We start from the raw sequence: 26448 nt of genomic DNA, 5'->3' as shown, positions 1-26448 counted from the left end.
ATAGGGCATCCTTATGTTAAAACTACTTCGAATTTTCCTCGTATTAATCTGCTGTATTCTAATTTGTGTACTGGGTACGATTTATTCTTTTATCCGTTTTAAAAATCCAAGCAACGTAGGCATTGTTGCTCGTTGGTTTGGACGCTTATATCCACTTTTTGGCTTAAAGGTAGAACATCGTATTCCTCAAGATCAGAAGCAAATTAGCCGCGCTATTTATATCGGTAATCATCAAAATAATTATGATATGGTAACAATCTCTTATATGGTGCAACCTCGTACAGTAAGCGTGGGTAAAAAAAGTTTAATTTGGATCCCCTTCTTCGGCATTTTATATTGGGTAACGGGCAATATTTTCTTGGATAGAGAAAACCGCACAAAAGCACACAGTACAATGTCGCAACTCGCACAAAGAATTAATGAAGATAATTTATCTATTTGGATGTTCCCAGAAGGCACTCGCAGTCGTGGCCGCAGTTTATTACCCTTTAAAACGGGTGCATTTCATGCGGCAATTTCAGCAGGTGTACCGATTATTCCAGTGGTGTGTTCAACCACGCATAACAAAATTAATTTAAATCGTTGGGATAATGGCAAAGTGATTTGCGAAATAATGGAGCCGATTGATGTTTCAGGCTATACCAAAGACAATGTTCGAGATCTTGCGGCTTATTGTCATGATCTAATGGAAAAACGCATTGCCGAACTTGATGAAGAGATAGCAAAAGGAAACTAAAATGCCACGCCTGTCCCGCCGTCAATTATTAAAAACAGCTGCAATTTCTACCGCACTTTCCACAGTGCCAGCACCATTGTTAGCGGCAAGCCGTGAAAAACTAGTTGTGCCGCCACTAATTGAAGTCCGTCGCGGTCGCCCGATTGTATTAACAATGCAGGAAATGAATTATCCGTTAGATGGCTCACACAATGTGACAGTATGGGGATTCAACGGTAATTATCTTGGCCCAACCATTAAAATCAAATCAGGTAGCTTTGCCAAACTTAATTATCATAACAATTTGCCACAATCAGTTGCTTTATCTATTCAAGGTTTACAAGCATCAGGCGAACTGTTTGGCGGGGCAGCTCGAGTTCTCAAAAAAGGCGAGTCTTGGGCGCCCATCGTGCCTATTGAACAACCCGCAGCAAGCTGTTGGTATCGTTCTGCGACATTAGCTAACTCCGCCTATCAAACCTATCGTGGCTTAGTTGGAATGTGGTTAATTGAAGATGACCAAAGCCTAAAAGCTAATCTTCCCAATAAATACGGCGTAGATGACATTCCATTGATTTTACAAGATATGGAATTTAACAATGATGGTCTCCAATTATTCAAACAAAATCAACCGCACTTTGTAGGCAATCGCTTATTAGTGAATGGTATTGAAGCGCCATATTTAGATGTCGCACGGGGTTGGATTCGTTTACGTTTGCTAAATGCTTCATTAGCTCGCGCTTATGATTTACGCTTGGATAATGATCAAGAAATGCTGCTTATTGCACAAGATTTAGGTTTCTTACCAAAAGCTAAATCGGTCAAATCTTTGGTTCTCTCGCCAGGAGAACGTGCAGAAATACTCGTTAATATGAATGAAATTGACAACGTATCTCTCATTAGCGGAAGTAAACGTAGCTTGTACGACAAAATAAAAAATATGTTGTTCTCAGGCGATGAACTGGCAGATAACACCGTCCTTGAATTGCGTGCCAAGGGAGAAATGTCAGCATTTAATAAACAACCGAATCTAACTTTCGAAACGGATGCGCCAGCAATGTTACAACAAGCCGTTGCACAAACTCGAGAATTTAATATTGATGTCACAAACGGTTTAATAAACCAAAGACGTTTTGACCCACGCAAGGTTGATGTTATGGCTCGTAAAGGCACCATTGAACGCTGGATTTTAAATGCAAGTTTACCTGTTGGATTTACTATTCAAGGTGCCAAATTTGTGGTGGAAAGCCAAGGAGAACATCAATTTCAAGCAGAAGAATTAGCTTGGAAAGATACAGTTTGGGTAAAAAACAAAACTCAAATTTTAGTGAAATTTGATCAAGTATCTTCTGGCAACTACCCATTCTTATTTGGAGTATCGAATTTAATGTTAGAAGATATGGGCTGTCTTGGCGTATTGATGGTTCAATAGACAAAAAATTTAATCATAACCCAGTGGATATTCTATTAATCACTTCTTGAAAAATATTACTCGCCTTGAGCTTTTTCCAGTATAATCTGACCAATTTTCTGACAAATTAAAACAAGACGATGAATAAAAAACACACTTTAATTTCACTTGCTATTTTGACCGCACTTTATAGCCAACAAAGTTTGGCGGATTTGCATGAACAATGTTTAATGGGCGTGCCAAAATTTAGAGGTGAAGTCGTGACGGGTGATGTGAATTCTCTGCCTGTATATATTGAAGCGGATAATGCAGAAATTAATCAGCCAAATGATGCTACCTATCAAGGTAATGTAGATTTGAAACAAGGCAATCGCCATTTGTTAGCGCAATCCGTGCAGGTAAAACAATCTGGAAACCAGCCAACGCCTTTGCGTATGGCTTATGTCCTCAATGGATTTGATTATAAAGATAATCAGATCAATATGTTAGGTAAAGATGCGGAATTTAATTTAGATAGTCACGATGGCAATTTAACAAATTCAGAATATGAATTTGTCGGTCGTCAAGGACGTGGTAAAGCTGATAATATAACGCTAAGTAATAATTATCGAGTAATGAAAAATGCCACCTTTACGTCATGTTTGCACGGCGACAATGCTTGGGCAGTAGATGCGTCAGAAATCCGTCAATACGTGAAAGAAGAATATGCTGAAATGTGGCATGCTCGTTTCAAAGTGCATGGCGTTCCCGTCTTTTATACCCCTTACTTACAATTACCCATTGGAGATCGTCGTCGTTCTGGCTTATTGATTCCAAGTGCGGGGACATCTAGCCGAGATGGCCTTTGGTATGCACAACCCATTTATTGGAATATCGCACCTAATTACGATCTTACTTTTACCCCGAAATATATGTCTCGACGTGGTTGGCAAGCAAATGGGGAATTTCGCTATTTAACCTCTATTGGCGAAGGTAAAGTGGCGGGCGAATATCTAGGTGGCGATCGTTACTCTGAATATGCTAGTAATAATCGAAAACGTCATTTGTTCTATTGGAATCACAATTCTAGCTTTTTACAAAATTGGCGTCTAAATATTGATTACACCCGAGTAAGCGATAAACGTTATTTCAACGATTTTGATTCTATTTATGGACGCAGTACAGATGGTTATGCGAACCAATATGCTCGTATAGCCTATTACCAACCCAATTATAATTTTTCTCTTTCTGCACGTCAGTTCCAAATTTTTGATGATATTGTAAAAATCGGCCCTTACCGTGCAGTACCACAATTAGATTTCAACTATCACAAATATGATTTGGCGAATGGATGGTTAAATTTCAAATTACATTCACAAGCAGTTCGTTTTGATAATGACAGTGAATTGATGCCAACTGCATGGCGTTTCCATGCAGAGCCTAGCCTAAATTCTTTAATGTCAAATAAATACGGCAGTTTGAATATTGAAACGAAACTTTATGCGACTCGCTACGAGCAGAAAAAAGGTTCAGGAAAAAATGCAGAGGACGTACAAAAAACTGTAAATCGAGTTATTCCACAATTTAAAGTTGATTTACAAAGCGTATTAGTGCGTGATACAAAGTTCTTAAAAGACTATACACAAACTTTTGAACCGCACGTACAGTATTTATATCGTCCTTACCGAAATCAAAGCAATATTGGTTCAACACTTAATAATGAATATTTAGGATTTGGTTACGACTCAGCATTAGTACAACAAGATTACTATTCGCTATTCCGCGATCACCGTTATAGTGGTTTAGACCGAATTTCATCGGCGAATCAAGTTACCTTGGGTGGTACAACGCATTTTTATGATATTGATGGCGAAGAACGCTTTAATTTATCAGCCGGTCAAATTTATTACTTAAGTAATTCTCGTATTGATGAAAACCCAGCAAATAAAACCCCGACTTCATCATCTGCTTGGGCATTAGAATCTAATTGGAAAATTAGTGATAAATGGCATTGGCGTGGTAGCTATCAATTTGATACCCATACCAATTCAACATCATTAGCGAATACATCACTAGAATATAATCCTGAAAAAAATAATTTAATTCAGTTAAATTATCGATACTCTAACCAAGAATATATTGACCAAAACTTGGGTAAATCGGCTAACGCCTATCAACAAGATATCCAACAAGTGGGATTGGTTGTAGGCTGGGAAATTGCCAATAATTGGGCTGTAGTAGGACGCTATTATCAAGATTTGGCTTTAAACAAACCTGTAGAACAATATCTAGGCATTCAATATAACAGTTGCTGTTGGGCTGCAGGTGTTGGTGTAAAACGCAATGTCACAAACCACCAAAACCAAACACGTAATGAAATTATTTATGATAATAGCATTGGCATAACCTTAGAATTAAGAGGTTTAGGCAGCAATGACCATCAAAGTGGCATTCAAGAAATGCTAGAAAAAGGAAAACTTCCTTATATTCGAGCATTTAGTTTGGATTAAACTCTTTTCAATATAAATTAAATCAACAAAAAAGCGGCTATTTCTAGCCGCTCTTTTGTCACAATATACAAAATAAAATACTGATTAGAGATTACCTAACTTTTCATTTAAAACACTGAGCAGCTGATCTTTACTAATCATTTCTTTTTCACCCGTACGGCGGTTTTTGTATTCAATCTCTCCATTGTCTAGGTTTTTCTCGCCGATTATTACCATATGCGGCACACCGATAAGTTCCATATCGGCAAACATCACGCCTGGGCGTTCTTTACGATCATCAAAAATCACATCAACGCCTTGTGATTGTAAAGTGCGGTAAAGTTCTTCAGCGTATTTTTGTACGCTTTCAGATTTGTGCATATTCATCGGCACAATCGCCACAGTGAATGGGGCGATTTCGTCTGATGGCCAGATGATACCGCGATCATCATGATGCTGTTCAATTGCTGAAGCCACCACACGAGTTACCCCAATACCGTAACAACCCATTGTCATCACAAGTGGTTTACCGTCTTCGCCTTGAACGGTCGCTTTCATCTCTTCAGAGTATTTTTTGCCCAATTGGAAAATATGTCCCACTTCAATACCACGTTTGATTTGAAGCGTGCCTTTACCATCTGGACTTGGATCGCCCTCCACTACGTTGCGTAAATCAAAAATTTCTGGCATTGCAACATCTCGTTCCCAGTTCACATTGAAGTAATGTTTTCCATCGATATTCGCGCCACAACTAAAATCAGACATTAACGCCACAGTGCGGTCAATAATTGCTGGAATATTAAGATTTACCGCGCCTAATGATCCCACGCTCGCACCAATTTTCGCTTTAATTTCAGTTTCGTCAGCAAACTCAAGAGGATCTGCTACTAACGGGTGTTTTTGTGCTTTGATTTCGTTTAATTCGTGATCGCCCCGAATAATCAAGGCAACAAGCGGTTGATTTTCATCTGCACCTTTCACAATCAAGGTTTTCACGGTTTTTTCAATCGGCAGATTGAATTGTTCTACAAGCTCATTGATAGTTTTCGCATTTGGCGTATCAACCAATGTCATTTCTGCAGTTGGCACTTGACGCTCACCGATAGCTACCGCTTCAGCAAGCTCAATATTCGCTGCAAAATCCGATTCTGTTGAGAACACTACATCATCTTCACCGCTTGAAGCTAACACTTGGAACTCATGAGAAGCTGAACCACCAATAGACCCAGTATCCGCTTGCACCGCACGGAAATCTAAGCCTAAACGGTTAAAAATATTACTGTACACTTGGTACATCACATCATAGGTTTCTTGTAAACTTTCTTGGGTAGTGTGGAAAGAATACGCATCTTTCATAATAAATTCACGCGAACGCATTACCCCAAAACGAGGACGCACTTCATCACGGAATTTCGTTTGAATTTGATATAGGTTAAGTGGAAGCTGTTTATATGAAGAAACTTCTCGACGAACTAAATCAGTAATCACTTCTTCGTGAGTTGGCCCAAGTACAAAGTTACGGTTTCCGCGGTCTTCAAAACGAAGAAGCTCAGGGCCATATTGCTCCCAACGACCAGACTCTTCCCATAATTCCGCAGGTTGTACCACAGGCATTAATACCTCAATTGCACCACCTTTGTTCATCTCTTCACGAATAATCTTTTCTACTTTTTTCAATACGCGAATACCCGTCGGCAACCAGTTATATAAACCTGATGCCATTGGGCGAATCATACCTGCACGCAACATTAATTGGTGGCTCACGACCTGAGCATCATTTGGCGTTTCTTTAAGGGTGGAGAATAAATATTGACTTGTACGCATTGTTTAACCTTAAATTCTAAGAACTGAAAAAATTGGCGCAAGTATAACAAAAAGTGCGGTCATTTTTAACCGCACTTTTAACACTTAGTCATTATTTTACGCATTCGCCAAAATTGCCTTATGTTCTTGAATAAGTTTAATAAAAGGCAGCCCAAAGCGTTCTAATTTAATTGAACCCACGCCATTAATTTGCAACATTTCAATATTGTTCGTTGGCATATATTGTGCCATTTCTTGCAACGTCGCATCATTAAAGACAATGTATGGCGGAATATTTTCTTTATCGGCAATTTGTTTGCGTAAGAAACGCAGGCGTGCAAATAAATCCTTATCATAATTTGCAACACCTTGACGTTGTGGATTATGGACAATTTTACTGATTGAAGAAATACGAGGCATTGCCAATTCTAACTCTTCTTCGCCTTTCAAAATCACTTTCGCACTTTCGGTAAGCTGCAACGTTGGATTTAGTTCACTGATGACCTGTTGCACAAAACCCAAATGAATAAGCTGACGAATGACAGACTGCCAATGCTCTTTGCTTTTATCTTTTCCGATACCATACACTGAAAGTTTATCGTGTTGGCGTTCAATAATTTTCTGATTATGCATTCCACGCAACACCGCTATCACATAATGAGCACCGAAACATTGCCCCACTCGATAAATGGTAGACATTACTTTTTGCGCATCGACTAATCCATCATATTTTTTAGGAGGATCAAGGCATATATCACAGTTATTACATACTGTTTGTCGATGCTCGCCAAAATAATTGAGAAGCACTAAACGGCGACAAGTCTGGCTTTCTGCAAATTCTCCAATAGCTTCTAATTTATGCTGTTCAATCTGACGCTGTGGCGTTTCTGGTTTTTTTAAAAGAATTTTTTGTAACCAAGCGTAATCCGCTGGTTCATAAAACAAAACCGCCTCAGCAGGCAAATCATCACGTCCTGCCCGACCTGTTTCTTGATAATAAGATTCAATGCTACGAGGTAAATCAAAATGGGCAACAAACCGTACATTGGATTTATTAATCCCCATTCCAAAAGCAATAGTTGCGACGACTACTTGCACATTATCACGCTGAAAATCCTGTTGCACACGATCACGCCGTGCCGTTTCCATTCCCGCGTGATAAGCTGTGGCAGAGACACCTTTATTGCGTAAACTTTCCGCAATTCGTTCAACCTTGTTTCGACTGTTGCAATAAATAATCCCACTCTTGCCCTTTTGAGCCAACACAAAACGTGTCAATTGCTCCATTGGTTTATATTTTTCTTCCAAGGTATAACGAATGTTTGGTCGATCAAAACTACCAATATATTTATGCGGATTTTCCAGATTAAGATGACTCAAAATATCTTGTCGAGTTGCGTAATCTGCCGTTGCCGTAAGTGCCATAATCGGCGCATCAGGGAAACTCGCTTTTAAACCGCCAAGCTGGGTATATTCAGGGCGAAAATCATGCCCCCATTGAGAAATACAGTGTGCTTCATCAATTGCAATAAAGCTGACTTTACTATAAGAAATAAGTTGAAAGAAACTGTTCGTCATCACTTTTTCTGGCGACACATAAAGCAGTTTAAGTTGCCCAGAAATAAGCTTATTTTGTACTTGTTGCTGCTGTTCTAAAGTCTGACTAGAATTAAGAAAATCCGCCTCAATGCCATTAGCTTGCAGCTGATCCACTTGATCTTTCATCAAGGAAATTAGTGGAGAAATCACTAACGTTAAACCCTCAAAACAAAGGGCGGGAATTTGATAACAAAGCGATTTGCCATTCCCTGTTGCCATTACCACCAAAGCATCTTGTCCGTTTAAAGCAGCATTGATGACTTCTTCCTGCCCTTTACGGAAAGATTGATAACCAAAAACCGATTTCAAAACAGAAAGTGCGGTCGGTTTTTCTATTGTTTTTGATGGTAAAGGAGAATCCTGCATTTTAGAACTGCACGTTCTCGCCATGTGCAGCACAGGCTTCAACGAAACAATCCCAAAAACGTTGTCCGTCATTAGACACCCATTCGCCATTTTTAAATGCAAAATGGAAACCGCCTAATTTACTTGCAATCCAAAGCTCAAGCAGTGGTTCTTGTTTGTTAATCACTATTTTAGTGTGATTATCAAAAGTGATTGTAAATACAGAACCTTGCGTTTCGCAATCTACATCTGCACCTTGATTTTCCAATTCTTCTTCAATTTTTTGCCAAATTTGTTCTATATTTTGGTGAAATTCTGCAATATTCATAAAATTTTCCTGTTTAAATCTGATAGAATGCGACAAATTATAAAGCCTTTCTCAAGCTTGTGAAAGGCGGATTTACCGATAAGTGAGAAAGAAAAAATGAAAAAATTACTATTAATTTTAGTACTTAGTTCAGTGTGCATATTAGCTACAGGATGTGGCGTAAAAGGTTCTTTATATTTTCCTGAAAAAGATCAAGCTCAACAAACTCAATAATCTATTATCCAATGATAATTCCAAAAATAACTAAAACAGGCACACAACATGAATTTTTTCCAATATAAACACAACAAACTTTATGCCGAAGATATTCCAGTTCAACAACTTGCTGAACAATTTGGCACGCCTCTCTATGTATATTCTCGGGCAACACTTGAACGTCATTGGCACGCTTTTGACTCTGCTTTCGGTAAGCACCCTCACCTAATTTGTTTTGCCGTGAAATCTTGCTCAAATATTGGCGTGTTAAATATTATGGCAAAACTTGGTTCAGGTTTCGATATTGTCTCGCAAGGCGAACTTGAGCGTGTACTGGCAGCAGGTGGCGATGCGTCAAAAGTGGTCTTTTCTGGCGTTGCGAAATCTCGAGAAGAAATTATGCGCGCATTAGAAGTTGGAATCCGTTGCTTTAATGTGGAATCAGTTTCTGAACTCAAGCACATTAACCAAATCGCGGGAGAAATGGGTAAAATCTCACCTATTTCTTTACGTGTAAATCCAGATGTTGATGCGCATACACACCCTTATATTTCAACAGGATTAAAGGAAAATAAATTTGGCGTAAGTGTAGATGAAGCCCGAGAAGTATATAAATTAGCCTCAACGCTGCCAAACATAAAAATAACAGGGATGGATTGCCACATAGGCTCACAGCTCACTGAATTACAACCATTTTTAGATGCCACAGATCGCTTAATTGTCCTAATGGAACAATTAAAAGAGGATGGAATTACATTAAAACATCTCGATCTGGGCGGTGGTTTAGGCGTAACTTATACGGATGAAACGCCTCCGCATCCAAGCGATTACGCAAATGCGTTATTAGAAAAACTAAAAAATTATCCTGAACTTGAAATTATTCTTGAACCAGGTAGAGCAATTTCTGCAAATGCAGGGATTCTAGTAGCAAAAGTACAATACTTAAAAAGCAATGAAAGTCGTAATTTCGCGATTACCGACACAGGAATGAACGATATGATCCGCCCTGCATTGTATGAGGCTTATATGAACATCGTAGAAATTGACCGCACTTTAGCAAGAGAAAAAGCGATTTATGATGTTGTAGGGCCTGTTTGTGAAACATCAGATTTCTTAGGAAAACAACGTGAGCTTTCAATTGCCGAAGGGGATTATATTGCTCAATGTTCTGCTGGTGCCTATGGCACAAGTATGTCATCAAACTATAACTCAAGACCTCGCACTGCAGAAGTTTTAGTAGATGGAGATCAATCCTATCTAATTCGTCGCCGAGAAACCTTACAGGAACTTTGGGCATTGGAATCGACCATTTAATATTTCTTATCTTAAAAAAGAGCGGTAAAAAATTATCTATTTTTCTACCGCACTTTTCTATTTTTATCCATCAATAAACCTACCTCAAATAGTAAGTTTGTGAGATAAATCAAATTTTTTTCTATTCTAGATTGGCATAGAATTGAATTCTTTATAAAATGTCACGCTTTTTAAAGTGGACTTCTAACCACTAAAGGAGAAATTATGCAAGATAAACTAAAAGTTTTATTGATTGACGACCATCCGTTAATGCGTCGTGGCATTAAACAACTTGTAGAATTAGACGATAACTTTGAAGTGGTGGCTGACGTAAGCAGCGGCACAGAAGGGATTTCAGTGGCGTTACAAACATCACCTGATGTGATCATTTTAGATCTCAACATGAAAGGACTTTCTGGGTTAGATACACTCAAAGGATTACGCACAGAAGGCGTTGATGCACGCATCTTAATTTTAACAGTGTCTGATGCAAAAAATGATATTTATACTTTAATTGATGCTGGTGCAGATGGTTATTTATTAAAAGATACGGAACCAGATACATTGCTAGAGCAAATCAAGCGTATTGCACAAGGCGAAGTCATTCTGAGTGATTCTATTAAAAATTTATTGTTAGAACGCACTCATGAAGAAAATCCATTAGACAGCCTAACGGATCGTGAAATGGGCGTACTTCGTCAAATTGCGACGGGTCTATCAAATAAACAAATTGCAGCACAACTGTTTATTTCAGAAGAAACCGTAAAAGTACATATCCGTAATTTATTACGTAAATTAAATGTTCATTCTCGTGTTGCTGCAACGGTATTATTTTTTGAACAAAATCGTTAAAAATAATCATAAAAAATGCGCTAAGAAAAGTTAGCGCATTTTTTAAATTACAATATTTAAATTAGCTCAATAGATTTAATATCTTCTAATAAAATATACAATTCTTGTTTAATATCTTTTTCAAACTGTGCTTCTGCACTTTCTCGCTCTAAATCCAGACGCATTCTTTCTCTTTTTTCAAGCAATTTACGATCATCATGTGTAGGCATATCACGCACAACTTCATATAAGTTGGCCATCGCAGGATAAGTAGATAAATTCTTACCAAAAGGCATTAATAGCATTGTAAGACGAATTACGCCTTCAGAAAGATTACATTCTCCAGACTGCATTGCACGAGCAATAATATCAATACTCTCTTTTAATCGTATAACCCGATTATTCTTAGCTTTAGCAATCAATTCCTTTTGAACTTTTAACTGCTTTAATAAACGGATTGCATATAGAGTCAATCCAGTTACCAAGAAAAGTACAATGACAAAAAATATCCAAATCATAGATTACCTAAATTGATTAATATCGATACGCTCGAAAGTGCGGTATAAATCATCTTCACTTTCATCTTCGTCTTCAATGCCAAGTTCTTCCATTAATTCAGAAATTCTATCTAAGCATTCATCTACAAATTGTTGATCTGCTTTACTAATAGCTTTACCTGCATCTAAAGCATCCAATAATTCATTAAGAATTTCATTATTTTCCAGATTTTCAAGCTCTTTCATTGGATCTTGTTTTTTCGCCTGTTTTATTACAGGAATTAATTGACCTTTTTCAGGCTTATTAATAAATTCAACAACCAACGGTATCTTTTTCTTACTACCAATTTTTGGATCTTTAATTTCATTTTGAAGTTTATTCGCTTTTTCTTCAACCGCACTATGACGAGATCCTGAAGCTAAACCTTTATGCTTACGTTTTTTCTTATCTTCACGCGCTTTCGCATCTAATTCATAACGTGTGAGTTTTTTACCCGAACGCAATTTCGGCATTTCCGGTTTTTTATCCGCTTTGCGGATTGGCATAATATCACTAATTTTGCGCGTTTTTTTCTTACGAGCCATAAGGTATCCTTCTAAAAATTTTGTAGATTGTATCACTAGTGCGTATTTTTCTCACTAACAAACACAAACTTTATCTCAGATTACCTAACTAAGACATCAATTTATAAAAACAAAAACCCCAGCCTTTCGACTGGGGTTCTTCTTTTTTTATGTGATTTAGATTTTTATTTGATAACCCGGCGGTGCCCTACTCTCACATGGGGAAACCCCACACTACCATCGGCATTACAGCGTTTCACTTCTGAGTTCGGTATGGTCTCAGGTGGTTCCACCGCACTATCGCCGCCGGGATAATTCTTTAATAACTTCTCTCTTTGTTTCTTCTCTTTTACGACTTCACTTTTTTCGCTTTTCGTCTCTCTTCTTCTTATCGGCAACAAGCTGAACTCGATTTTCTTTCTATTTTTCCTTTCTATTAAGTCTTCTATATTTAAGTTGTTTGTCTACTCTTCTCTTTCGCTCTTTTCTCAAAAACACTTGAGCGTTGTATAGTTAAGCCTCTCGGGCAATTAGTATCTGTTAGCTCAATGACTCACATCACTTACACACCAGACCTATCTACGTCTTCGTCTTAAACAACCCTTACTGTCTTAAAGACAGGGAGAACTCATCTCTTGGCAAGTTTCGTGCTTAGATGCTTTCAGCACTTATCTCTTCCGCACTTAGCTACCCGGCAATGCGTCTGGCGACACAACCGGAACACCAGTGGTGCGTCCACTCCGGTCCTCTCGTACTAGGAGCAGCCCCAACCAATTCTCCTACGCCCACGGCAGATAGGGACCGAACTGTCTCACGACGTTCTAAACCCAGCTCGCGTACCACTTTAAATGGCGAACAGCCATACCCTTGGGACCTACTTCAGCCCCAGGATGTGATGAGCCGACATCGAGGTGCCAAACACCGCCGTCGATATGAACTCTTGGGCGGTATCAGCCTGTTATCCCCGGAGTACCTTTTATCCGTTGAGCGATGGCCCTTCCATTCAGAACCACCGGATCACTATGACCTACTTTCGTACCTGCTCGACTTGTCTGTCTCGCAGTTAAGCTTGCTTATACCATTGCACTAACCTCACGATGTCCGACCGTGATTAGCAAACCTTCGTGCTCCTCCGTTACGCTTTGGGAGGAGACCGCCCCAGTCAAACTACCCACCAGACACTGTCCGAGACCGCGTTCCGCAATCTTCGTTAGAACATCAAACGTTAAAGGGTGGTATTTCAAGGATGACTCCATAATCACTGGCGTGACTACTTCTTAGTCTCCCACCTATCCTACACATCAAAATTCAATGTTCAGTGTCAAGCTATAGTAAAGGTTCACGGGGTCTTTCCGTCTAGCCGCGGGTACACCGCATCTTCACGGCGATTTCAATTTCACTGAGTCTCGGGTGGAGACAGCCTGGCCATCATTATGCCATTCGTGCAGGTCGGAACTTACCCGACAAGGAATTTCGCTACCTTAGGACCGTTATAGTTACGGCCGCCGTTTACTGGGGCTTCGATCAGGTGCTTCTCTTTCGATTACACCATCAATTAACCTTCCAGCACCGGGCAGGCATCACACCCTATACCTCCACTTTCGTGTTTGCAGAGTGCTGTGTTTTTAATAAACAGTTGCAGCCAGCGGGTCACTTCGACCGGTTCAACCTTCGAGAGTAAATCTCTACAATCTACGCCGGCGCACCTTCTCCCGAAGTTACGGTGCTATTTTGCCTAGTTCCTTCACCCGAGTTCTCTCAAGCGCCTGAGTATTCTCTACCTGACCACCTGTGTCGGTTTTCAGTACGGTTTAGTAAAGCCTGTCGCTTAGTGGCTTTTCCTGGAAGTGTGGTATCAGTTACTTCAGCTCCGTAGAGCCTCGTCATCATCTCTCAGTGTTTAATAGAAGCCCGGATTTGCCTAAACTTCCCACCTACCAACTTAAACGCACATATCCAACAGTGCGATAACCTAACCTACTCCGTCCCCACATCGCAGCTTTACCAAGTACAGGAATATTAACCTGTTTCCCATCGACTACGCTTTTCAGCCTCGCCTTAGGGGCCGACTCACCCTGCCCCGATTAACGTTGGACAGGAACCCTTGGTCTTCCGGCGAACGGGTTTTTCACCCGTTTTATCGTTACTTATGTCAGCATTCGCACTTCTGATACGTCCAGCTAACCTCTCGATTAACCTTCATCCGCTTACAGAACGCTCCCCTACCCAACAGACTTTCGCCTGATGCCGCAGCTTCGGTGCTATATTTCAGCCCCGTTACATCTTCCGCGCAGGCCGACTCGACTAGTGAGCTATTACGCTTTCTTTAAATGATGGCTGCTTCTAAGCCAACATCCTAGCTGTCTAAGCCTTCCCACTTCGTTTCCCACTTAATATAGACTTGGGGACCTTAGCTGGCGGTCTGGGTTGTTTCCCTCTCCACGACGGACGTTAGCACCCGCCGTGTGTCTCCTGAGTATCACTCTTTGGTATTCGTAGTTTGCATCGGGTTGGTAATCCGGGATGGACCCCTAGCCGAAACAGTGCTCTACCCCCAAAGGTGTCACCTCAAGGCTCTACCTAAATAGATTTCGGGGAGAACCAGCTATCTCCCGGTTTGATTGGCCTTTCACCCCCAGCCACAAGTCATCCGCTAATTTTTCAACATTAGTCGGTTCGGTCCTCCAGTTAGTGTTACCCAACCTTCAACCTGCCCATGGCTAGATCACCGGGTTTCGGGTCTATACCTTGCAACTATTCGCCCAGTTAAGACTCGGTTTCCCTTCGGCTCCCCTATTCGGTTAACCTCGCTACAAAATATAAGTCGCTGACCCATTATACAAAAGGTACGCAGTCACCCTTTCGGGCTCCCACTGCTTGTACGTACAAGGTTTCAGGTTCTATTTCACTCCCCTCACCGGGGTTCTTTTCGCCTTTCCTTCACAGTACTGGTTCACTATCGGTCAATCAGGAGTATTTAGCCTTGGAGGATGGTCCCCCTTCTTCAAACAGGATATCACGTGTCCCGCCCTACTTCTCGTTAGCTTAGTACCACAATATGGTTTTTAGATACGGGATTATCACCCTCTTTGATTGTGCTTCCCAACACATTCTCCTAACCATACTGTTATCACTTACTGGCTCTTTCGCTTTCGCTCGCCGCTACTGACGAAATCTCGGTTGATTTCTTTTCCTCGGGGTACTTAGATGTTTCAGTTCTCCCGGTTTGCCTCAACAAACTATGTATTCACTTGTTGATAGTAGATTCTTCATCTACTGGGTTTCCCCATTCGGATATCTTGGATTAAACGCCTCTTATCGACTCATCCAAGCTTTTCGCAGATTAGCACGTCCTTCTTCGCCTCTGATTGCCAAGGCATCCACCTTGTACGCTTAGTCACTTAACTATACAACCTCAAATGTTTTCAATCACTTTAAGTTTTCACTTCAAAGTACGGTCAATTTGATGCGTATTTTCATTCAACTAAACACTTGATTGCTTTTGTTCAATCAAGATTTTATGCAAAACAGGTTTTGTTTTTAGAGTTTCCTTCTCAGTTCCCTCCTCTCACTTTCCTGTCTTGCCTACTCAGACTTTCTCTCGAAAATCTCTTGTTTTCAGCTTGTTTCCAATTTTTTAAAGAACAGTTGATAAAACTTTTCAGTTATCATCGTTAAATAAACTAAAAAAATTAAATTTAAAATTAAACTTAAAACTAAGAATAAAATAACCTAATATTTAAAATAGCTTAATACTATCTCAATACCTTATTACTTTGTCTTTTTCTAATTTACTTAACGATGATAAGTGGTGGAGATAAGCGGGATCGAACCGCTGACCTCCTGCGTGCAAGGCAGGCGCTCTCCCAGCTGAGCTATATCCCCATTTATCATTCATCATTTATTATATTAATTAGTTAATATTTTTATAATAAATGATTGACCATTACGCCTTTATCCACTCTCAGAGTGGTGGGTCTGAGTGGACTTGAACCACCGACCTCACCCTTATCAGGGGTGCGCTCTAACCACCTGAGCTACAGACCCAAGGGTAATGTTTTCTTCTGCTCATTTGTCTACAACTATCAGCCAATCTGTGTGAGCACTCGCTGTCTCTCGTCTTCTGTAAGGAGGTGATCCAACCGCAGGTTCCCCTACGGTTACCTTGTTACGACTTCACCCCAGTCATGAATCATACCGTGGTAAACGCCCTCCTAAAGGTTAAGCTATCTACTTCTGGTACAACCCACTCCCATGGTGTGACGGGCGGTGTGTACAAGGCCCGGGAACGTATTCACCGCGACATTCTGATTCGCGATTACTAGCGATTCCGACTTCATGGAGTCGAGTTGCAGACTCCAATCCGGACTTAGACGTACTTTATGAGATCGCTCCACCTCGCAGCTTCGCTTCCCTCTGTATACGCCATTGTAGCACGTGTGTAGCCCTACTCGTAAGGGCCATGATGACTTGACGTCATCCCCACCTTCCTCCAGTTTATCACTGGCAGTCTCCTTTGAGTTCCCGACCGTATCGCTGGCAACAAAGGATAAGGGTTGCGCTCGTTGCGGGACTTAACCCAACATTTCACAACACGAGCTGACGACAGCCATGCAGCACCTGTCTCTAAGTTCCCGAAGGCACATTCGCATCTCTGCAAACTTCTTAGGATGTCAAGAGTAGGTAAGGTTCTTCGCGTTGCATCGAATTAAACCACATGCTCCACCGCTTGTGCGGGCCCCCGTCAATTCATTTGAGTTTTAACCTTGCGGCCGTACTCCCCAGGCGGTCGATTTATCACGTTAGCTACGGGCGCCAGAGTTAAACCCCAACCCCCAAATCGACAGCGTTTACAGCGTGGACTACCAGGGTATCTAATCCTGTTTGCTCCCCACGCTTTCGCACATGAGCGTCAGTACATTCCCAAGGGGCTGCCTTCGCCTTCGGTATTCCTCCACATCTCTACGCATTTCACCGCTACACGTGGAATTCTACCCCTCCCTAAAGTACTCTAGTTACCCAGTCTGAAATGCAATTCCCAGGTTAAGCCCGGGGCTTTCACACCTCACTTAAATAACCGCCTGCGTGCCCTTTACGCCCAGTTATTCCGATTAACGCTCGCACCCTCCGTATTACCGCGGCTGCTGGCACGGAGTTAGCCGGTGCTTCTTCTGTATTTAACGTCAATTTGATGTACTATTAACACATCAACCTTCCTCAATACCGAAAGAACTTTACAACCCGAAGGCCTTCTTCATTCACGCGGCATGGCTGCGTCAGGGTTCCCCCATTGCGCAATATTCCCCACTGCTGCCTCCCGTAGGAGTCTGGACCGTGTCTCAGTTCCAGTGTGGCTGGTCATCCTCTCAGACCAGCTAGAGATCGCAGGCTTGGTGAGCCTTTACCCCACCAACTACCTAATCCCACTTGGGCTCATCCTATGGCAGGTGGCTAAAAGTCCCACCCTTTCGTCTCTCGACACTACGCGGTATTAGCGACAGTTTCCCGTCGTTATCCCCCTCCATAAGCCAGATTCCCAAGCATTACTCACCCGTCCGCCACTCGTCAGCAAGAAAGCAAGCTTCCTCCTGCTACCGTTCGACTTGCATGTGTTAAGCCTGCCGCCAGCGTTCAATCTGAGCCATGATCAAACTCTTCAATTCAAGTTCAATCGCTCAATATACTGCTTAGCTATAAATAAACACTACTTAAAAAAGTAATTATGAATTTTCAGTTAAGCACCTATTAAGACTTCAAAATTAAAAAATATTTTTAAAACAAGTCAATCAACAAGTGCCCACACAGATTGTCTGATATATTGTTAAAGAGCAAAAAAGAACGACGCACGTGGAAACTTAAAAACTTCACAACAGTGCGTCGTTGTGTGCGGTGCATTATAGGGATTTTCAAATCCCTTGCAAGTACTTTTTGTAAAAATATTTAAAAAAATGATCTTTTGATGGAAATATAAACATTTCATTAAAAAGTGCGGTCAAAAATACAATAATTTTCCAATTATTATTTTTTCCAATAGCTTGGAATAAACAGCACGATTAATGAAAACATTTCTAAACGTCCACAGATCATAGCAAAACTAAAGACTAATTTAGCACTTTCTGGAACATCAATAAAACTTTCGTGAATAAAGCCAAGTCCCGGTCCTGCATTCGTTAATGTAGCGAATACCGCCCCCATCGCATCAAAAACATTCATTCCACAAAGAATAACAGCAAAAACACATCCCCAATAAACCAGTATAAAAATAATGAAAAATGCCCAAATACTTTCTATCATTCTTGGTGCTAGACGATTTTTACCTATTCGAATTGGCTGTACTAAATTTGGATGGATTAAACTATGCAGTTCTCGATCGATTTGTTTCCACAATATAAGTGTCCGTATCGCTTTTAATCCCCCAGTTGTTGAACCGCCACAACCACCAATTACCGCAGAAATTACCAGTAAAAGTCCAATAAAAGGCGGAAGATTATCAATATCAAAAATCGTATAACCAGCAGTCATTGACATTGATGTTAATTGTAATGCACCTTTTGTTACTGCCTCGTTCATATCTGAAACTAAACCGTAACTATATAAAGATAGAGATACAATACCGATAAAAATAATTTGCATTGTTAGAAAAAAACGAAATTCGGGATCTTTCCAATAATTTCGCCAAATATTTCTTTTACCTAATGCAAGAAAAGCAGAAATATGTAAACTAAAATTAACACCGCCAATCAGCATAAAAATTGTTGTAACCCAATAAATGGAAGCTTGATTAAAATAGCCGATACTTGCATCGTGCGTTGAAAATCCTCCATTTGAAATTGTTGAAAAACTATGCCCAATGGCATCAAAAAGATTCATTCCTGACAGCCAATATGCAATGGCACAAAGAACAGTTAATGAAGCGTAAATAATCCATAGAGCTTTCGCCACTTCTGAAATTTTAGGCAAAGATTTTTGATCTTTAAGAGGGCCTGAAGATTCTGCTCGATATAATTGTGTCCCACCAATTCCCAACAGCGGAATTATCGCCACAGCCAATACGATAATCCCCATACCACCTAACCATTGTAAAAACTGACGATAAAACAAAATAGATTTAGGTAAATTATCCAGCCCCGTCATTACCGTTGCACCAGTAGTAGTTAAGCCAGAAAATGCTTCAAATACGGCTGAAGCAATAGTTAAATGTGGTGAATCGAACAATAAAAGAGGCAATGTTGCCAAGCTTCCTAAAACTAACCAAAAAGCCACAACGATCAAAAAACCATCACGAGATCGTAATTCTTGCTTATGATGATGGCATGGCCACCAAAGCAATGTGCCTGCCGTCAAACTCAACACAAAAGCCTGCATAAATGCCTTACCGCCCCCATCGCCATAAATCAGAGCAACAAATGCAGGAACTAGCATCGTACCTGAAAAACACATCACAAGAATACCAATAATTCGGATAATCGATAAAATACGCACAACTATTCGCCTATCTCTAAAAGTTGAATAACTAATCTACCTGAAGACTTTTCCGTTAATTCTGAAGAAAACGCCTCTATTGTTTTTTCACTAATACCTAAAATCAAATGAATATTTACCTGAAAATCTTGAGATAAAATCTCAACCTGATATTTTTCACAAAGTTGTTGGACTAAATTTAGCTGCCCATAGTCACAATTAAGTTTAAAAAGGGTTCGTTCAACTTTAATTTCGCTTTCAATCAGCTTTAACGCTTGTTGAACGCCATTACCGTAAGCACGAACCAATCCGCCCGTTCCAAGCAAAATACCGCCATAATAGCGAACCACCACAGCACTGATTTCACCTAATTGACTACCTTGCAATGCACTCAACATTGGCTTTCCTGCCGTTCCAGCAGGTTCGCCATCATCAGAAAAACCAAATTGTAGAGAATCTGATGGCTTGCTTGCTACGGCAGCCCAACAATGATGCCGAGCATTTTGATGTTCTTGTTTAATCTTTGCCCAAAAAGCTCTTGCATCTTCTAAACCTTCGGTGTGCTGTAAATAAGTAATAAAACGGCTTTTTTTAATTTCTTCTTCAAAAACAACCGCACTTTTAGGAACGAGGTATTCCGCCATTTCTTTTTTCAAGGTAATTTCAATGGCACTAGTCTATCACTGATGACTGGGATTTGTCGAAATTTTGCCGTAAGCGCGGTATGATATAGCTCTGTTTTTCAAAAGAAAAAAGAATATGTCTGAAATTTCCGTCACACAAATCCTAGATGCTTTAGGATTACGTTGCCCAGAACCTGTCATGCTTGTTCGTAAAAATATTCGTCATCTTAACGATGGAGAAATACTTTTGGTTATTGCTGATGATCCTGCAACAACAAGAGATATTCCAAGTTTCTGTCAATTTATGGATCACACCTTACTGCAAAGTGAAGTGGAAAAACCACCGTTCAAATATTGGGTAAAGAAAGGAAAATAAAAAATTTACACCTTGATTAATTGATTATTTGGTCTAACTTTAAGAGGTAGAGCACTTTGATATATAAGTGCGGTTATTTTTATGAAAGTTTTCCGCCCTGTTTCGTTGTTATGTTATCATTACATTAATGTAGCATTTTTAACACTTTAAACTTTTAGGAGAGCTTTATGAAAAACGTCGTGATCGTTGGTGGGGGTGCTGGCGGTGTTGAATTAGCGACATTTTTGGGTAATAAATTAGGTCGTCAAAAACAAGCTAAAGTAACGCTGGTTGATCGCAATGCCACCCATTTATGGAAACCCTTATTGCATGAAATTGCAACTGGTGTAATGGATGATGGCGTTGATTCTTTAAGTTATCGTGCGCACGGTAAAAATCATTTTTTCAGTTTTGAGCAAGGTTTAATTATACGTATTAATCGCGAACAAAAATATGTTGAACTTGCACCTGTTTATGGGCAAGAGGGCGATATGCTTGTCATTGCTCGTCGAATTCCTTACGATTATTTAGTGATTGCCATTGGAAGTAAATCTAATGATTTCAATACAAAAGGTGTGGCAGATAATTGTATTTTTTTAGATAGTTCAAAACAGGCTTTACGTTTTCAACATAAACTGTTGGAATTATTTTTAAAATTTTCAGAAAACCGCGCGTTAGATGATATTGGCGAAGAAGAGTTTAAACAAAAATTAGTAGACGAAAATAAAGTAAATATTGCTATTGTGGGAGGTGGAGCAACTGGTGTGGAATTAACTGCAGAACTTTATCATGCCGCTGAAGATTTGTCTTCTTACGGTTATGGTAAAATTGATAGCTCTTGCTTACAAGTTACTTTAGTCGAAGCGGGAACACGTTTATTGCCAGCATTACCTGAAAATTTATCTGCTGCAGTGCTAGATGAATTAAAAGAAATGGGCACCAATGTTCAATTAAACACAATGATCACTGAAGCTCAGCCAAATACACTTATTACCAAAGATGGTGGGGAAATTAAGGCTGATCTTATTGTTTGGGCGGCTGGGGTTCGCGTTTCAACAGTAACGCAGCAATTTGATGGATTGGAAATTAATCGTATCAATCAATTAGTGGTTAAAGATACACTTCAAACTACTGTTGATGATAGTATTTTTGCAATTGGTGATTGTGCTGCATTAATACAATCAAATGGTAAATTGGTTCCGCCAAGAGCGCAAGCTGCACATCAAATGGCAAAGGCTTGTGCAAAAAATATTTTTGCATTATTTGAAAATAAACCACTGAAATCTTTTAAATATAACGACAAAGGTACTTTAGTTTCGCTGTCAGATTTTACCGCACTTGGTAGTCTAACCAATAAGTTTGGTAAAAATCCACTTACCGTTCAAGGTAAATTTGCTCAGTTTGCTTATGTTTCTTTGTATCGAATGCACCAACACGCTTTGCACGGTTGTATTAAAATTGGTTTGATTATTCTCGTTGATAAATTAAATCGTTATTTAAAACCAAGATTAAAATTGCATTGATTAAGTATAATTTTCTCGTTAAATGCCATCTAAATCATTTATATAAAAGAAAGGGCATCAATGATGCCCTCAATATTTTTTATGAAGAATGATCCTCAGCTTTTTCAATTGTTCCTTTCACAGTTAAGCAAATTTCTGTTGAAATCAAATGGGAAAGCGTTGAAGCTAACTCTTCTATTTTATCAAGAACAGCATAACCAGATTCATCAAAGTAACGTTGTTCTTTCAAGTTTGCAATAAAGCTTGAAAAAACCGCTTTATCAAAGAATTCTGGTGCATTTATGCCGTGTAATACGGATAAACGTTGAGCAACAAGCTGGCTTTCTTTTTCAAGTTCAGCTCGAGAAATAGCAGGTTGTTTTTGTAAAATAGTGACAGTAATGTAATAACGTTGCAAGATTTCCCGCGTTCCCGCAGACCAAAGCTGTAAAATTCGTACTTTTGATTTATTAATAGATAAGAAGTTATTATTTGAATTAATAACGCTTTGGCGTGCAAATTCATTAATGATTTGATGGATTTGTACATTCAATTCATCTTCATTGAAATGTAAGAACAATTCGCCTTGTAAGAAAGGGTAAATTTTTCTAATCGCGTCTAATAATAAATCTTTTTGGATCGCTTCGTAATGCAAAATAATACTCGCAACTAAAGATGGTAATACGAATAGATGCTGAATATTATTGCGATAATAAGTCATTAGTACAGCAGATGAACGCTCTAAGCGTACAATTTCGCCAAAATTATCTTTTTCAATTAATACACCTATGCGATCTAAAGCTAATACGTGTTCTAACATTGCTTGCGGTGTCACATTTGGTAACACTACGTCCGTAGAATAAGGGACATTTTGTAACAATTGTTGATGGCTACTAAGCTGTTCTAGCAGTTGCTCACGCGAAAGTGCCCGCTGGCGAGATGAAAGTAGTGCAGTGCCCACAAGGTTCATTGAATTAACTGCTGCTGCTTTATTAATATTAATCATCACTTGTTTAGAAATATTATTCACAGCAGGTGTAAACCATTGCGGTTTTTCTTCGTGATTTTGCTCTTTCCAATCAGGGAAATGTTGGCTCAAATAGTTTGAAAGCGTGATTGGCTCGCCAAAATTTACAAAACCCTGACCAAGATTACGTAATTTTTTAATTACACGAAGCACTAAACCCGCATTTTCTTTTTCTTTCGCTGCACCACGTAACTCTTTTGCATAAGTGTCTACTTCTAATACGTGTTCATAACCAACGTAAACAGGAACAATCGAAATCGGGCGAGTTTGACTATGTTGCAATGCTTGAAGTGTCATAGACATCATACCTGTTTTTGGTGCAAGTAAACGACCTGTACGAGAACGACCGCCCTCGATAAAATATTCAACGGAATAGCCTCGATGGAATAGTTCTGATAAATATTCGCGAAAAATGGCAGAATATAGCCGATTTCCCTTGAAAGTGCGGCGAATAAAAAATGCGCCCCAACTACGAAACATTCTACCTACAGGCCAGAAATTTAAGTTAATCCCTGCCGCAATATGTGGCGGAACAAGACCTTGATGATAAAGCACATAAGAAAGCAATAAGTAATCGATATGACTACGGTGGCAAGGCACATAAACAATTTCATGACCTTCTAACGCTAATTTACGGACACGATCCGCATTTTGCACATCAATACCCGAATAAAGTTTATTCCAAAGCCAACGTAAAAAACGATCTACTGCACGTAAACTTGAATGGCTGACATCAGCTGCAATTTCATCTAAAATTTTATGTGCTTCTTTTTGTGCTTTTTCAATACTGATATTTTTTGATTTTGCTTCATCTTCAATTGCGCGTCGGATTGCTTCTGATTGCAATAGTTTATTAAACATTGCTTGACGATTTGGTAAACGAGGGCCTGTTGCTGAAATACGTTGTTTTGCGAAGTGCATTTTTGCAACTCGAGCCAGCTTTTGTGCAATTTTTTCATCTGAGCCATGTTCAACTACCATATAACGTAATGAAACCGCTTGAGAAAAACGCACAAAAGTATCACGTCCAAACCAAATTGCTGCAAATGTTTTTTGTATACCATTTAATAAACGCAAATTGGGCAAATCTGATTTATCTTCTTGTCCGGGAGAGCGTCCCCAAAGAACAGAAACAGGAATAAGTTGCACATCTAAACTTTCAGAAGTGCGGTGTAATTCAAGGTATTTATTAAAAATGGTGATGGTCTCGTCTTTCGCACCTTTCGATTTAAAAATTCGACGACCTTCGTCTAAATATACATAACGTGGTAACTTAACGTCATTAATTTCATTTTTCTCTGCGGGATCGGGCAAGCCTAACGCTAAGCAATTTCGGCGGAAAATAACGAAATCAGTTTGAGATGTATAAGGCAAAACATAAACAATAGGTTGATGAATATTAAGTGAAAGCTCTTCGATTGGATTGGCGGGAATAGGATTATTTTTCACCAATGCAGACAGCGGCAAGCTCAATAATTGGCGATACATATTTATAAAATTTGCCATAATAAATTTTCTCTTTGTTATAAGTTTGTAGATCTTATAGACGTTTAAAAGCAGTTTGTGAATAGAACTATTTTTAGCCCTTTGGTGTTTTTATCATCTAAAAACTCAAATATTTTAACACATCCGATCTCAACTAATTTAGAAAATTTGGCGACAAAATGTAACTTAATACACAGATTTAAAAAATAACAGTTGCAACTTTACATAATCTGTATACAATACCAGTTATCTGTATTTAAGAACAGGAGTGTATATGAGACCATTAACCGCACGCCAACAAGAAGTGTTGGATTTATTAAAACGCCATTTGGAAACAACAGGTATGCCACCAACACGGGCAGAAATATCTCGTGAATTAGGCTTTAAATCTGCAAATGCCGCAGAAGAACATTTAAAAGCACTTTCACGTAAAGGTGCAATTGAAATTATTCCCGGCGCATCTCGTGGTATTCGTATTTTAGACAATAGTTCGAATGATGAATTTGACGGTTTACCGCTTGTAGGACGCGTAGCTGCTGGAGAACCGATTCTTGCAGAGCAACATATTGAAGCGACATATCGAGTAGATGCAGATATGTTTAAACCACAAGCCGACTTCTTACTTAAAGTCTATGGGTTATCAATGAAAAATGTTGGTATCTTAGATGGTGATTTATTAGCTGTGCATAGTACTAAGGATGTACGTAACGGACAAATTGTGGTTGCACGTATTGAAGATGAAGTAACAGTAAAACGTCTTGAGAAAAAAGGTTCTATCATTTATCTACACGCAGAAAATGAAGAATTTGATCCTATAGTAGTCAATCTTGAAGAACAAAAAAATTTTGAAATTGAAGGTATTGCAGTAGGAATTATTCGTAATAACGCTTGGATGTAATCTGATACCAAGAATGAATAAAGTGCGGTAAAAATTTACGGTATTTTTACCGCACTTTGCTTATACTAGAGTTCTTTATTTGCGATGATTTTTGCTGCTCTTTATAATGCAAAAATCTTGAATTTATACAAAGGATGGAAAAATGCAGTTTTCCAAAATGCACGGATTAGGTAACGATTTTGTTGTGGTTGATGGAGTCACTCAAAATGTGTTTTTTACTCCAGAAACGATTCAACGTTTAGCCAATCGCCATTGTGGAATTGGGTTTGATCAACTTTTAATTGTTGAAGCTCCTTACGATCCCGAACTCGACTTTCATTATAGAATTTTTAATGCTGATGGAAGTGAAGTTTCACAATGCGGAAATGGAGCTCGTTGTTTTGCTCGTTTTGTGACATTAAAAGGATTAACTAACAAGAAAGACATCTCGGTTAGTACACAAAAGGGTAATATGATTTTAACGGTAAAAGATGATAATCAAATTCGTGTGAATATGGGCGAGCCAATTTGGGAACCTGCAAAAATTCCATTTACCGCAAATAAATTTGAGAAAAATTATATTCTGCGTACAGATATTCAAACCGTATTATGCGGTACAGTTTCAATGGGCAATCCTCATTGTGTTGTACAAGTAGATGATATTCAAACAGCCAATGTTGAACAACTTGGTCCCTTACTAGAAAGCCACGAACGCTTTCCTGAGCGTGTCAATGCTGGTTTTATGCAAATCATCAACAAAGAACATATTAAGCTTAGAGTTTATGAACGTGGTGCAGGAGAAACTCAAGCCTGTGGAAGTGGAGCTTGTGCAGCTGTTGCAGTTGGAATTATGCAAGGCTTATTAAACAACAATGTCCAAGTAGATTTACCAGGCGGTTCATTAATCATTGAATGGAATGGCGTTGGTCATCCACTTTATATGACAGGCGAGGCAACTCATGTTTATGATGGGTTTATAACGCTTTAATATTTTTCCCCATTTATCTTAAAAAAAGATGAGGAGTTTTTCTTAAATAAGCGTAAACATTTTGTATCTAAATATATTTTT

General features: G+C 39.3%; 18 protein-coding genes, 2 tRNA genes and 3 rRNA genes. 10 read left to right on the top strand and 13 right to left on the bottom strand.

From position 1 onward, the window contains the following. Positions 1-13: 13 nt before the first annotated feature. The 3 genes from ACPT8O_RS02305 (at position 14) to lptD (ending at position 4615) form a co-directional block, all read left to right on the top strand. Positions 14-736: a 1-acylglycerol-3-phosphate O-acyltransferase gene (locus ACPT8O_RS02305; RefSeq protein ID WP_012054610.1), complete on the top strand. Its 723-nt coding sequence runs from the start codon at positions 14-16 to the stop codon at positions 734-736. 1 nt (position 737) lies between these two features. Beyond that, positions 738-2147, top strand: coding sequence for a multicopper oxidase domain-containing protein (locus tag ACPT8O_RS02300; protein ID WP_021034478.1), 1410 nt, complete (start codon positions 738-740; stop codon positions 2145-2147). 119 nt (positions 2148-2266) lie between these two features. Beyond that, a complete protein-coding gene (gene lptD / locus ACPT8O_RS02295; RefSeq protein ID WP_021034479.1) occupies positions 2267-4615 on the top strand; it encodes an LPS assembly protein LptD in 2349 nt (782 codons plus the stop codon). 84 nt (positions 4616-4699) lie between these two features. Here lptD and proS read toward each other — a convergent pair whose 3' ends face one another. From proS to cyaY, 3 genes are all read right to left on the bottom strand, one after another. Next, positions 4700-6418 carry a proline--tRNA ligase gene (gene proS / locus ACPT8O_RS02290; RefSeq protein ID WP_021034480.1) on the bottom strand — a complete coding sequence of 573 codons (1719 nt, stop codon included), beginning with the start codon at positions 6416-6418 and terminating at the stop codon, positions 4700-4702. A gap of 96 nt (positions 6419-6514) precedes the next feature. Beyond that, complete coding sequence (gene recQ / locus ACPT8O_RS02285; protein ID WP_021034481.1) at positions 6515-8362, bottom strand: DNA helicase RecQ; 1848 nt, start codon at positions 8360-8362, stop codon at positions 6515-6517. A gap of 1 nt (position 8363) precedes the next feature. Beyond that, on the bottom strand, positions 8364-8669 hold the full coding sequence (gene cyaY, locus ACPT8O_RS02280; RefSeq protein WP_021034482.1) for an iron donor protein CyaY: 306 nt from the start codon (positions 8667-8669) through the stop codon (positions 8364-8366). Between the two features lie 96 nt (positions 8670-8765). Between cyaY and lptM the strand changes: the two genes are divergently transcribed. From lptM to ACPT8O_RS02265, 3 genes are all read left to right on the top strand, one after another. Further along, the gene (lptM, locus tag ACPT8O_RS02275) at positions 8766-8882 is read left to right on the top strand and encodes an LPS translocon maturation chaperone LptM (RefSeq protein ID WP_021034483.1); all 117 of its coding nucleotides are present in this window, start codon (positions 8766-8768) and stop codon (positions 8880-8882) included. Positions 8883-8930: 48 nt separating this feature from the next. Next, on the top strand, positions 8931-10178 hold the full coding sequence (lysA, locus tag ACPT8O_RS02270) for a diaminopimelate decarboxylase (protein WP_021034484.1): 1248 nt from the start codon (positions 8931-8933) through the stop codon (positions 10176-10178). 204 nt (positions 10179-10382) lie between these two features. Beyond that, positions 10383-11009 carry a response regulator gene (locus ACPT8O_RS02265; RefSeq protein WP_021034485.1) on the top strand — a complete coding sequence of 209 codons (627 nt, stop codon included), beginning with the start codon at positions 10383-10385 and terminating at the stop codon, positions 11007-11009. A 56-nt stretch (positions 11010-11065) separates the two neighbouring features. On the opposite strand, the gene ACPT8O_RS02260 is transcribed toward ACPT8O_RS02265, so the two are convergent. From ACPT8O_RS02260 to ACPT8O_RS02220, 9 genes are all read right to left on the bottom strand, one after another. After that, a complete protein-coding gene (locus tag ACPT8O_RS02260) occupies positions 11066-11506 on the bottom strand; it encodes a DUF2489 domain-containing protein (RefSeq protein ID WP_021034486.1) in 441 nt (146 codons plus the stop codon). A gap of 3 nt (positions 11507-11509) precedes the next feature. Further along, positions 11510-12070, bottom strand: a complete 561-nt coding sequence (yihI, locus tag ACPT8O_RS02255; protein ID WP_021034487.1) for a Der GTPase-activating protein YihI — start codon at positions 12068-12070, stop codon at positions 11510-11512. Between the two features lie 174 nt (positions 12071-12244). Next, a 5S ribosomal RNA gene (gene rrf, locus ACPT8O_RS02250) occupies positions 12245-12360 on the bottom strand. A 198-nt stretch (positions 12361-12558) separates the two neighbouring features. Further along, positions 12559-15456: ribosomal RNA gene (locus ACPT8O_RS02245) — 23S ribosomal RNA — on the bottom strand. Between the two features lie 402 nt (positions 15457-15858). After that, positions 15859-15934, bottom strand: a tRNA-Ala gene (locus tag ACPT8O_RS02240). Positions 15935-16019: 85 nt separating this feature from the next. After that, positions 16020-16096: transfer RNA gene (locus ACPT8O_RS02235), tRNA-Ile, on the bottom strand. A gap of 79 nt (positions 16097-16175) precedes the next feature. After that, positions 16176-17712, bottom strand: a 16S ribosomal RNA gene (locus ACPT8O_RS02230). The 16S, 23S and 5S rRNA genes sit together here with 2 tRNA genes alongside, the layout of an rRNA operon. A gap of 355 nt (positions 17713-18067) precedes the next feature. Then, entirely contained in the window at positions 18068-19531 is a 1464-nt protein-coding gene (locus ACPT8O_RS02225) for a TrkH family potassium uptake protein (protein WP_021034488.1), read from the bottom strand. A 2-nt stretch (positions 19532-19533) separates the two neighbouring features. Next, positions 19534-20154: a YigZ family protein gene (locus ACPT8O_RS02220; RefSeq protein WP_041175249.1), complete on the bottom strand. Its 621-nt coding sequence runs from the start codon at positions 20152-20154 to the stop codon at positions 19534-19536. Between the two features lie 115 nt (positions 20155-20269). Between ACPT8O_RS02220 and tusA the strand changes: the two genes are divergently transcribed. Next, positions 20270-20509: a sulfurtransferase TusA gene (gene tusA, locus ACPT8O_RS02215; protein WP_021034490.1), complete on the top strand. Its 240-nt coding sequence runs from the start codon at positions 20270-20272 to the stop codon at positions 20507-20509. A 167-nt stretch (positions 20510-20676) separates the two neighbouring features. Then, positions 20677-22011: an NAD(P)/FAD-dependent oxidoreductase gene (locus tag ACPT8O_RS02210; RefSeq protein WP_021034491.1), complete on the top strand. Its 1335-nt coding sequence runs from the start codon at positions 20677-20679 to the stop codon at positions 22009-22011. Positions 22012-22090: 79 nt separating this feature from the next. Here ACPT8O_RS02210 and plsB read toward each other — a convergent pair whose 3' ends face one another. Continuing rightward, a complete protein-coding gene (gene plsB, locus ACPT8O_RS02205; RefSeq protein WP_041175250.1) occupies positions 22091-24523 on the bottom strand; it encodes a glycerol-3-phosphate 1-O-acyltransferase PlsB in 2433 nt (810 codons plus the stop codon). Between the two features lie 253 nt (positions 24524-24776). Between plsB and lexA the strand changes: the two genes are divergently transcribed. Together lexA and dapF are read left to right on the top strand one after the other, a co-directional pair. After that, complete coding sequence (lexA, locus tag ACPT8O_RS02200; RefSeq protein WP_005648504.1) at positions 24777-25400, top strand: transcriptional repressor LexA; 624 nt, start codon at positions 24777-24779, stop codon at positions 25398-25400. A 142-nt stretch (positions 25401-25542) separates the two neighbouring features. Next, positions 25543-26367, top strand: a complete 825-nt coding sequence (gene dapF / locus ACPT8O_RS02195) for a diaminopimelate epimerase (protein ID WP_021034493.1) — start codon at positions 25543-25545, stop codon at positions 26365-26367. Positions 26368-26448 lie beyond the last annotated feature (81 nt).

The sequence above is a fragment of the Haemophilus sp. HN_Hi08 genome (assembly GCF_049824455.1).
Classification (GTDB): Bacteria; Pseudomonadota; Gammaproteobacteria; order Enterobacterales; family Pasteurellaceae; genus Haemophilus; species Haemophilus influenzae_D.
This window is presented reverse-complemented; position numbering and strand designations above follow the sequence as displayed.

Bases quoted from the DNA above. Each gene is read 5' to 3' on its own strand.
- lptD (WP_021034479.1), top strand. From the start codon at position 2,267: ATGAATAAAAAACACACTTTAATTTCACTTGCTATTTTGACCGCACTT.
- tusA (WP_021034490.1), top strand. From the start codon at position 20,270: ATGTCTGAAATTTCCGTCACACAAATCCTAGATGCTTTAGGATTACGT.
- ACPT8O_RS02210 (WP_021034491.1), top strand. From the start codon at position 20,677: ATGAAAAACGTCGTGATCGTTGGTGGGGGTGCTGGCGGTGTTGAATTA.
- dapF (WP_021034493.1), top strand. From the start codon at position 25,543: ATGCAGTTTTCCAAAATGCACGGATTAGGTAACGATTTTGTTGTGGTT.
- ACPT8O_RS02260 (WP_021034486.1), bottom strand. From the start codon at position 11,506: ATGATTTGGATATTTTTTGTCATTGTACTTTTCTTGGTAACTGGATTG.
- plsB (WP_041175250.1), bottom strand. From the start codon at position 24,523: ATGGCAAATTTTATAAATATGTATCGCCAATTATTGAGCTTGCCGCTG.
- lexA (WP_005648504.1), top strand. From the start codon at position 24,777: ATGAGACCATTAACCGCACGCCAACAAGAAGTGTTGGATTTATTAAAA.
- proS (WP_021034480.1), bottom strand. From the start codon at position 6,418: ATGCGTACAAGTCAATATTTATTCTCCACCCTTAAAGAAACGCCAAAT.
- ACPT8O_RS02305 (WP_012054610.1), top strand. From the start codon at position 14: ATGTTAAAACTACTTCGAATTTTCCTCGTATTAATCTGCTGTATTCTA.
- cyaY (WP_021034482.1), bottom strand. From the start codon at position 8,669: ATGAATATTGCAGAATTTCACCAAAATATAGAACAAATTTGGCAAAAA.
- ACPT8O_RS02300 (WP_021034478.1), top strand. From the start codon at position 738: ATGCCACGCCTGTCCCGCCGTCAATTATTAAAAACAGCTGCAATTTCT.
- yihI (WP_021034487.1), bottom strand. From the start codon at position 12,070: ATGGCTCGTAAGAAAAAAACGCGCAAAATTAGTGATATTATGCCAATC.
- ACPT8O_RS02220 (WP_041175249.1), bottom strand. From the start codon at position 20,154: ATGGCGGAATACCTCGTTCCTAAAAGTGCGGTTGTTTTTGAAGAAGAA.
- recQ (WP_021034481.1), bottom strand. From the start codon at position 8,362: ATGCAGGATTCTCCTTTACCATCAAAAACAATAGAAAAACCGACCGCA.
- ACPT8O_RS02265 (WP_021034485.1), top strand. From the start codon at position 10,383: ATGCAAGATAAACTAAAAGTTTTATTGATTGACGACCATCCGTTAATG.
- lysA (WP_021034484.1), top strand. From the start codon at position 8,931: ATGAATTTTTTCCAATATAAACACAACAAACTTTATGCCGAAGATATT.
- lptM (WP_021034483.1), top strand. From the start codon at position 8,766: ATGAAAAAATTACTATTAATTTTAGTACTTAGTTCAGTGTGCATATTA.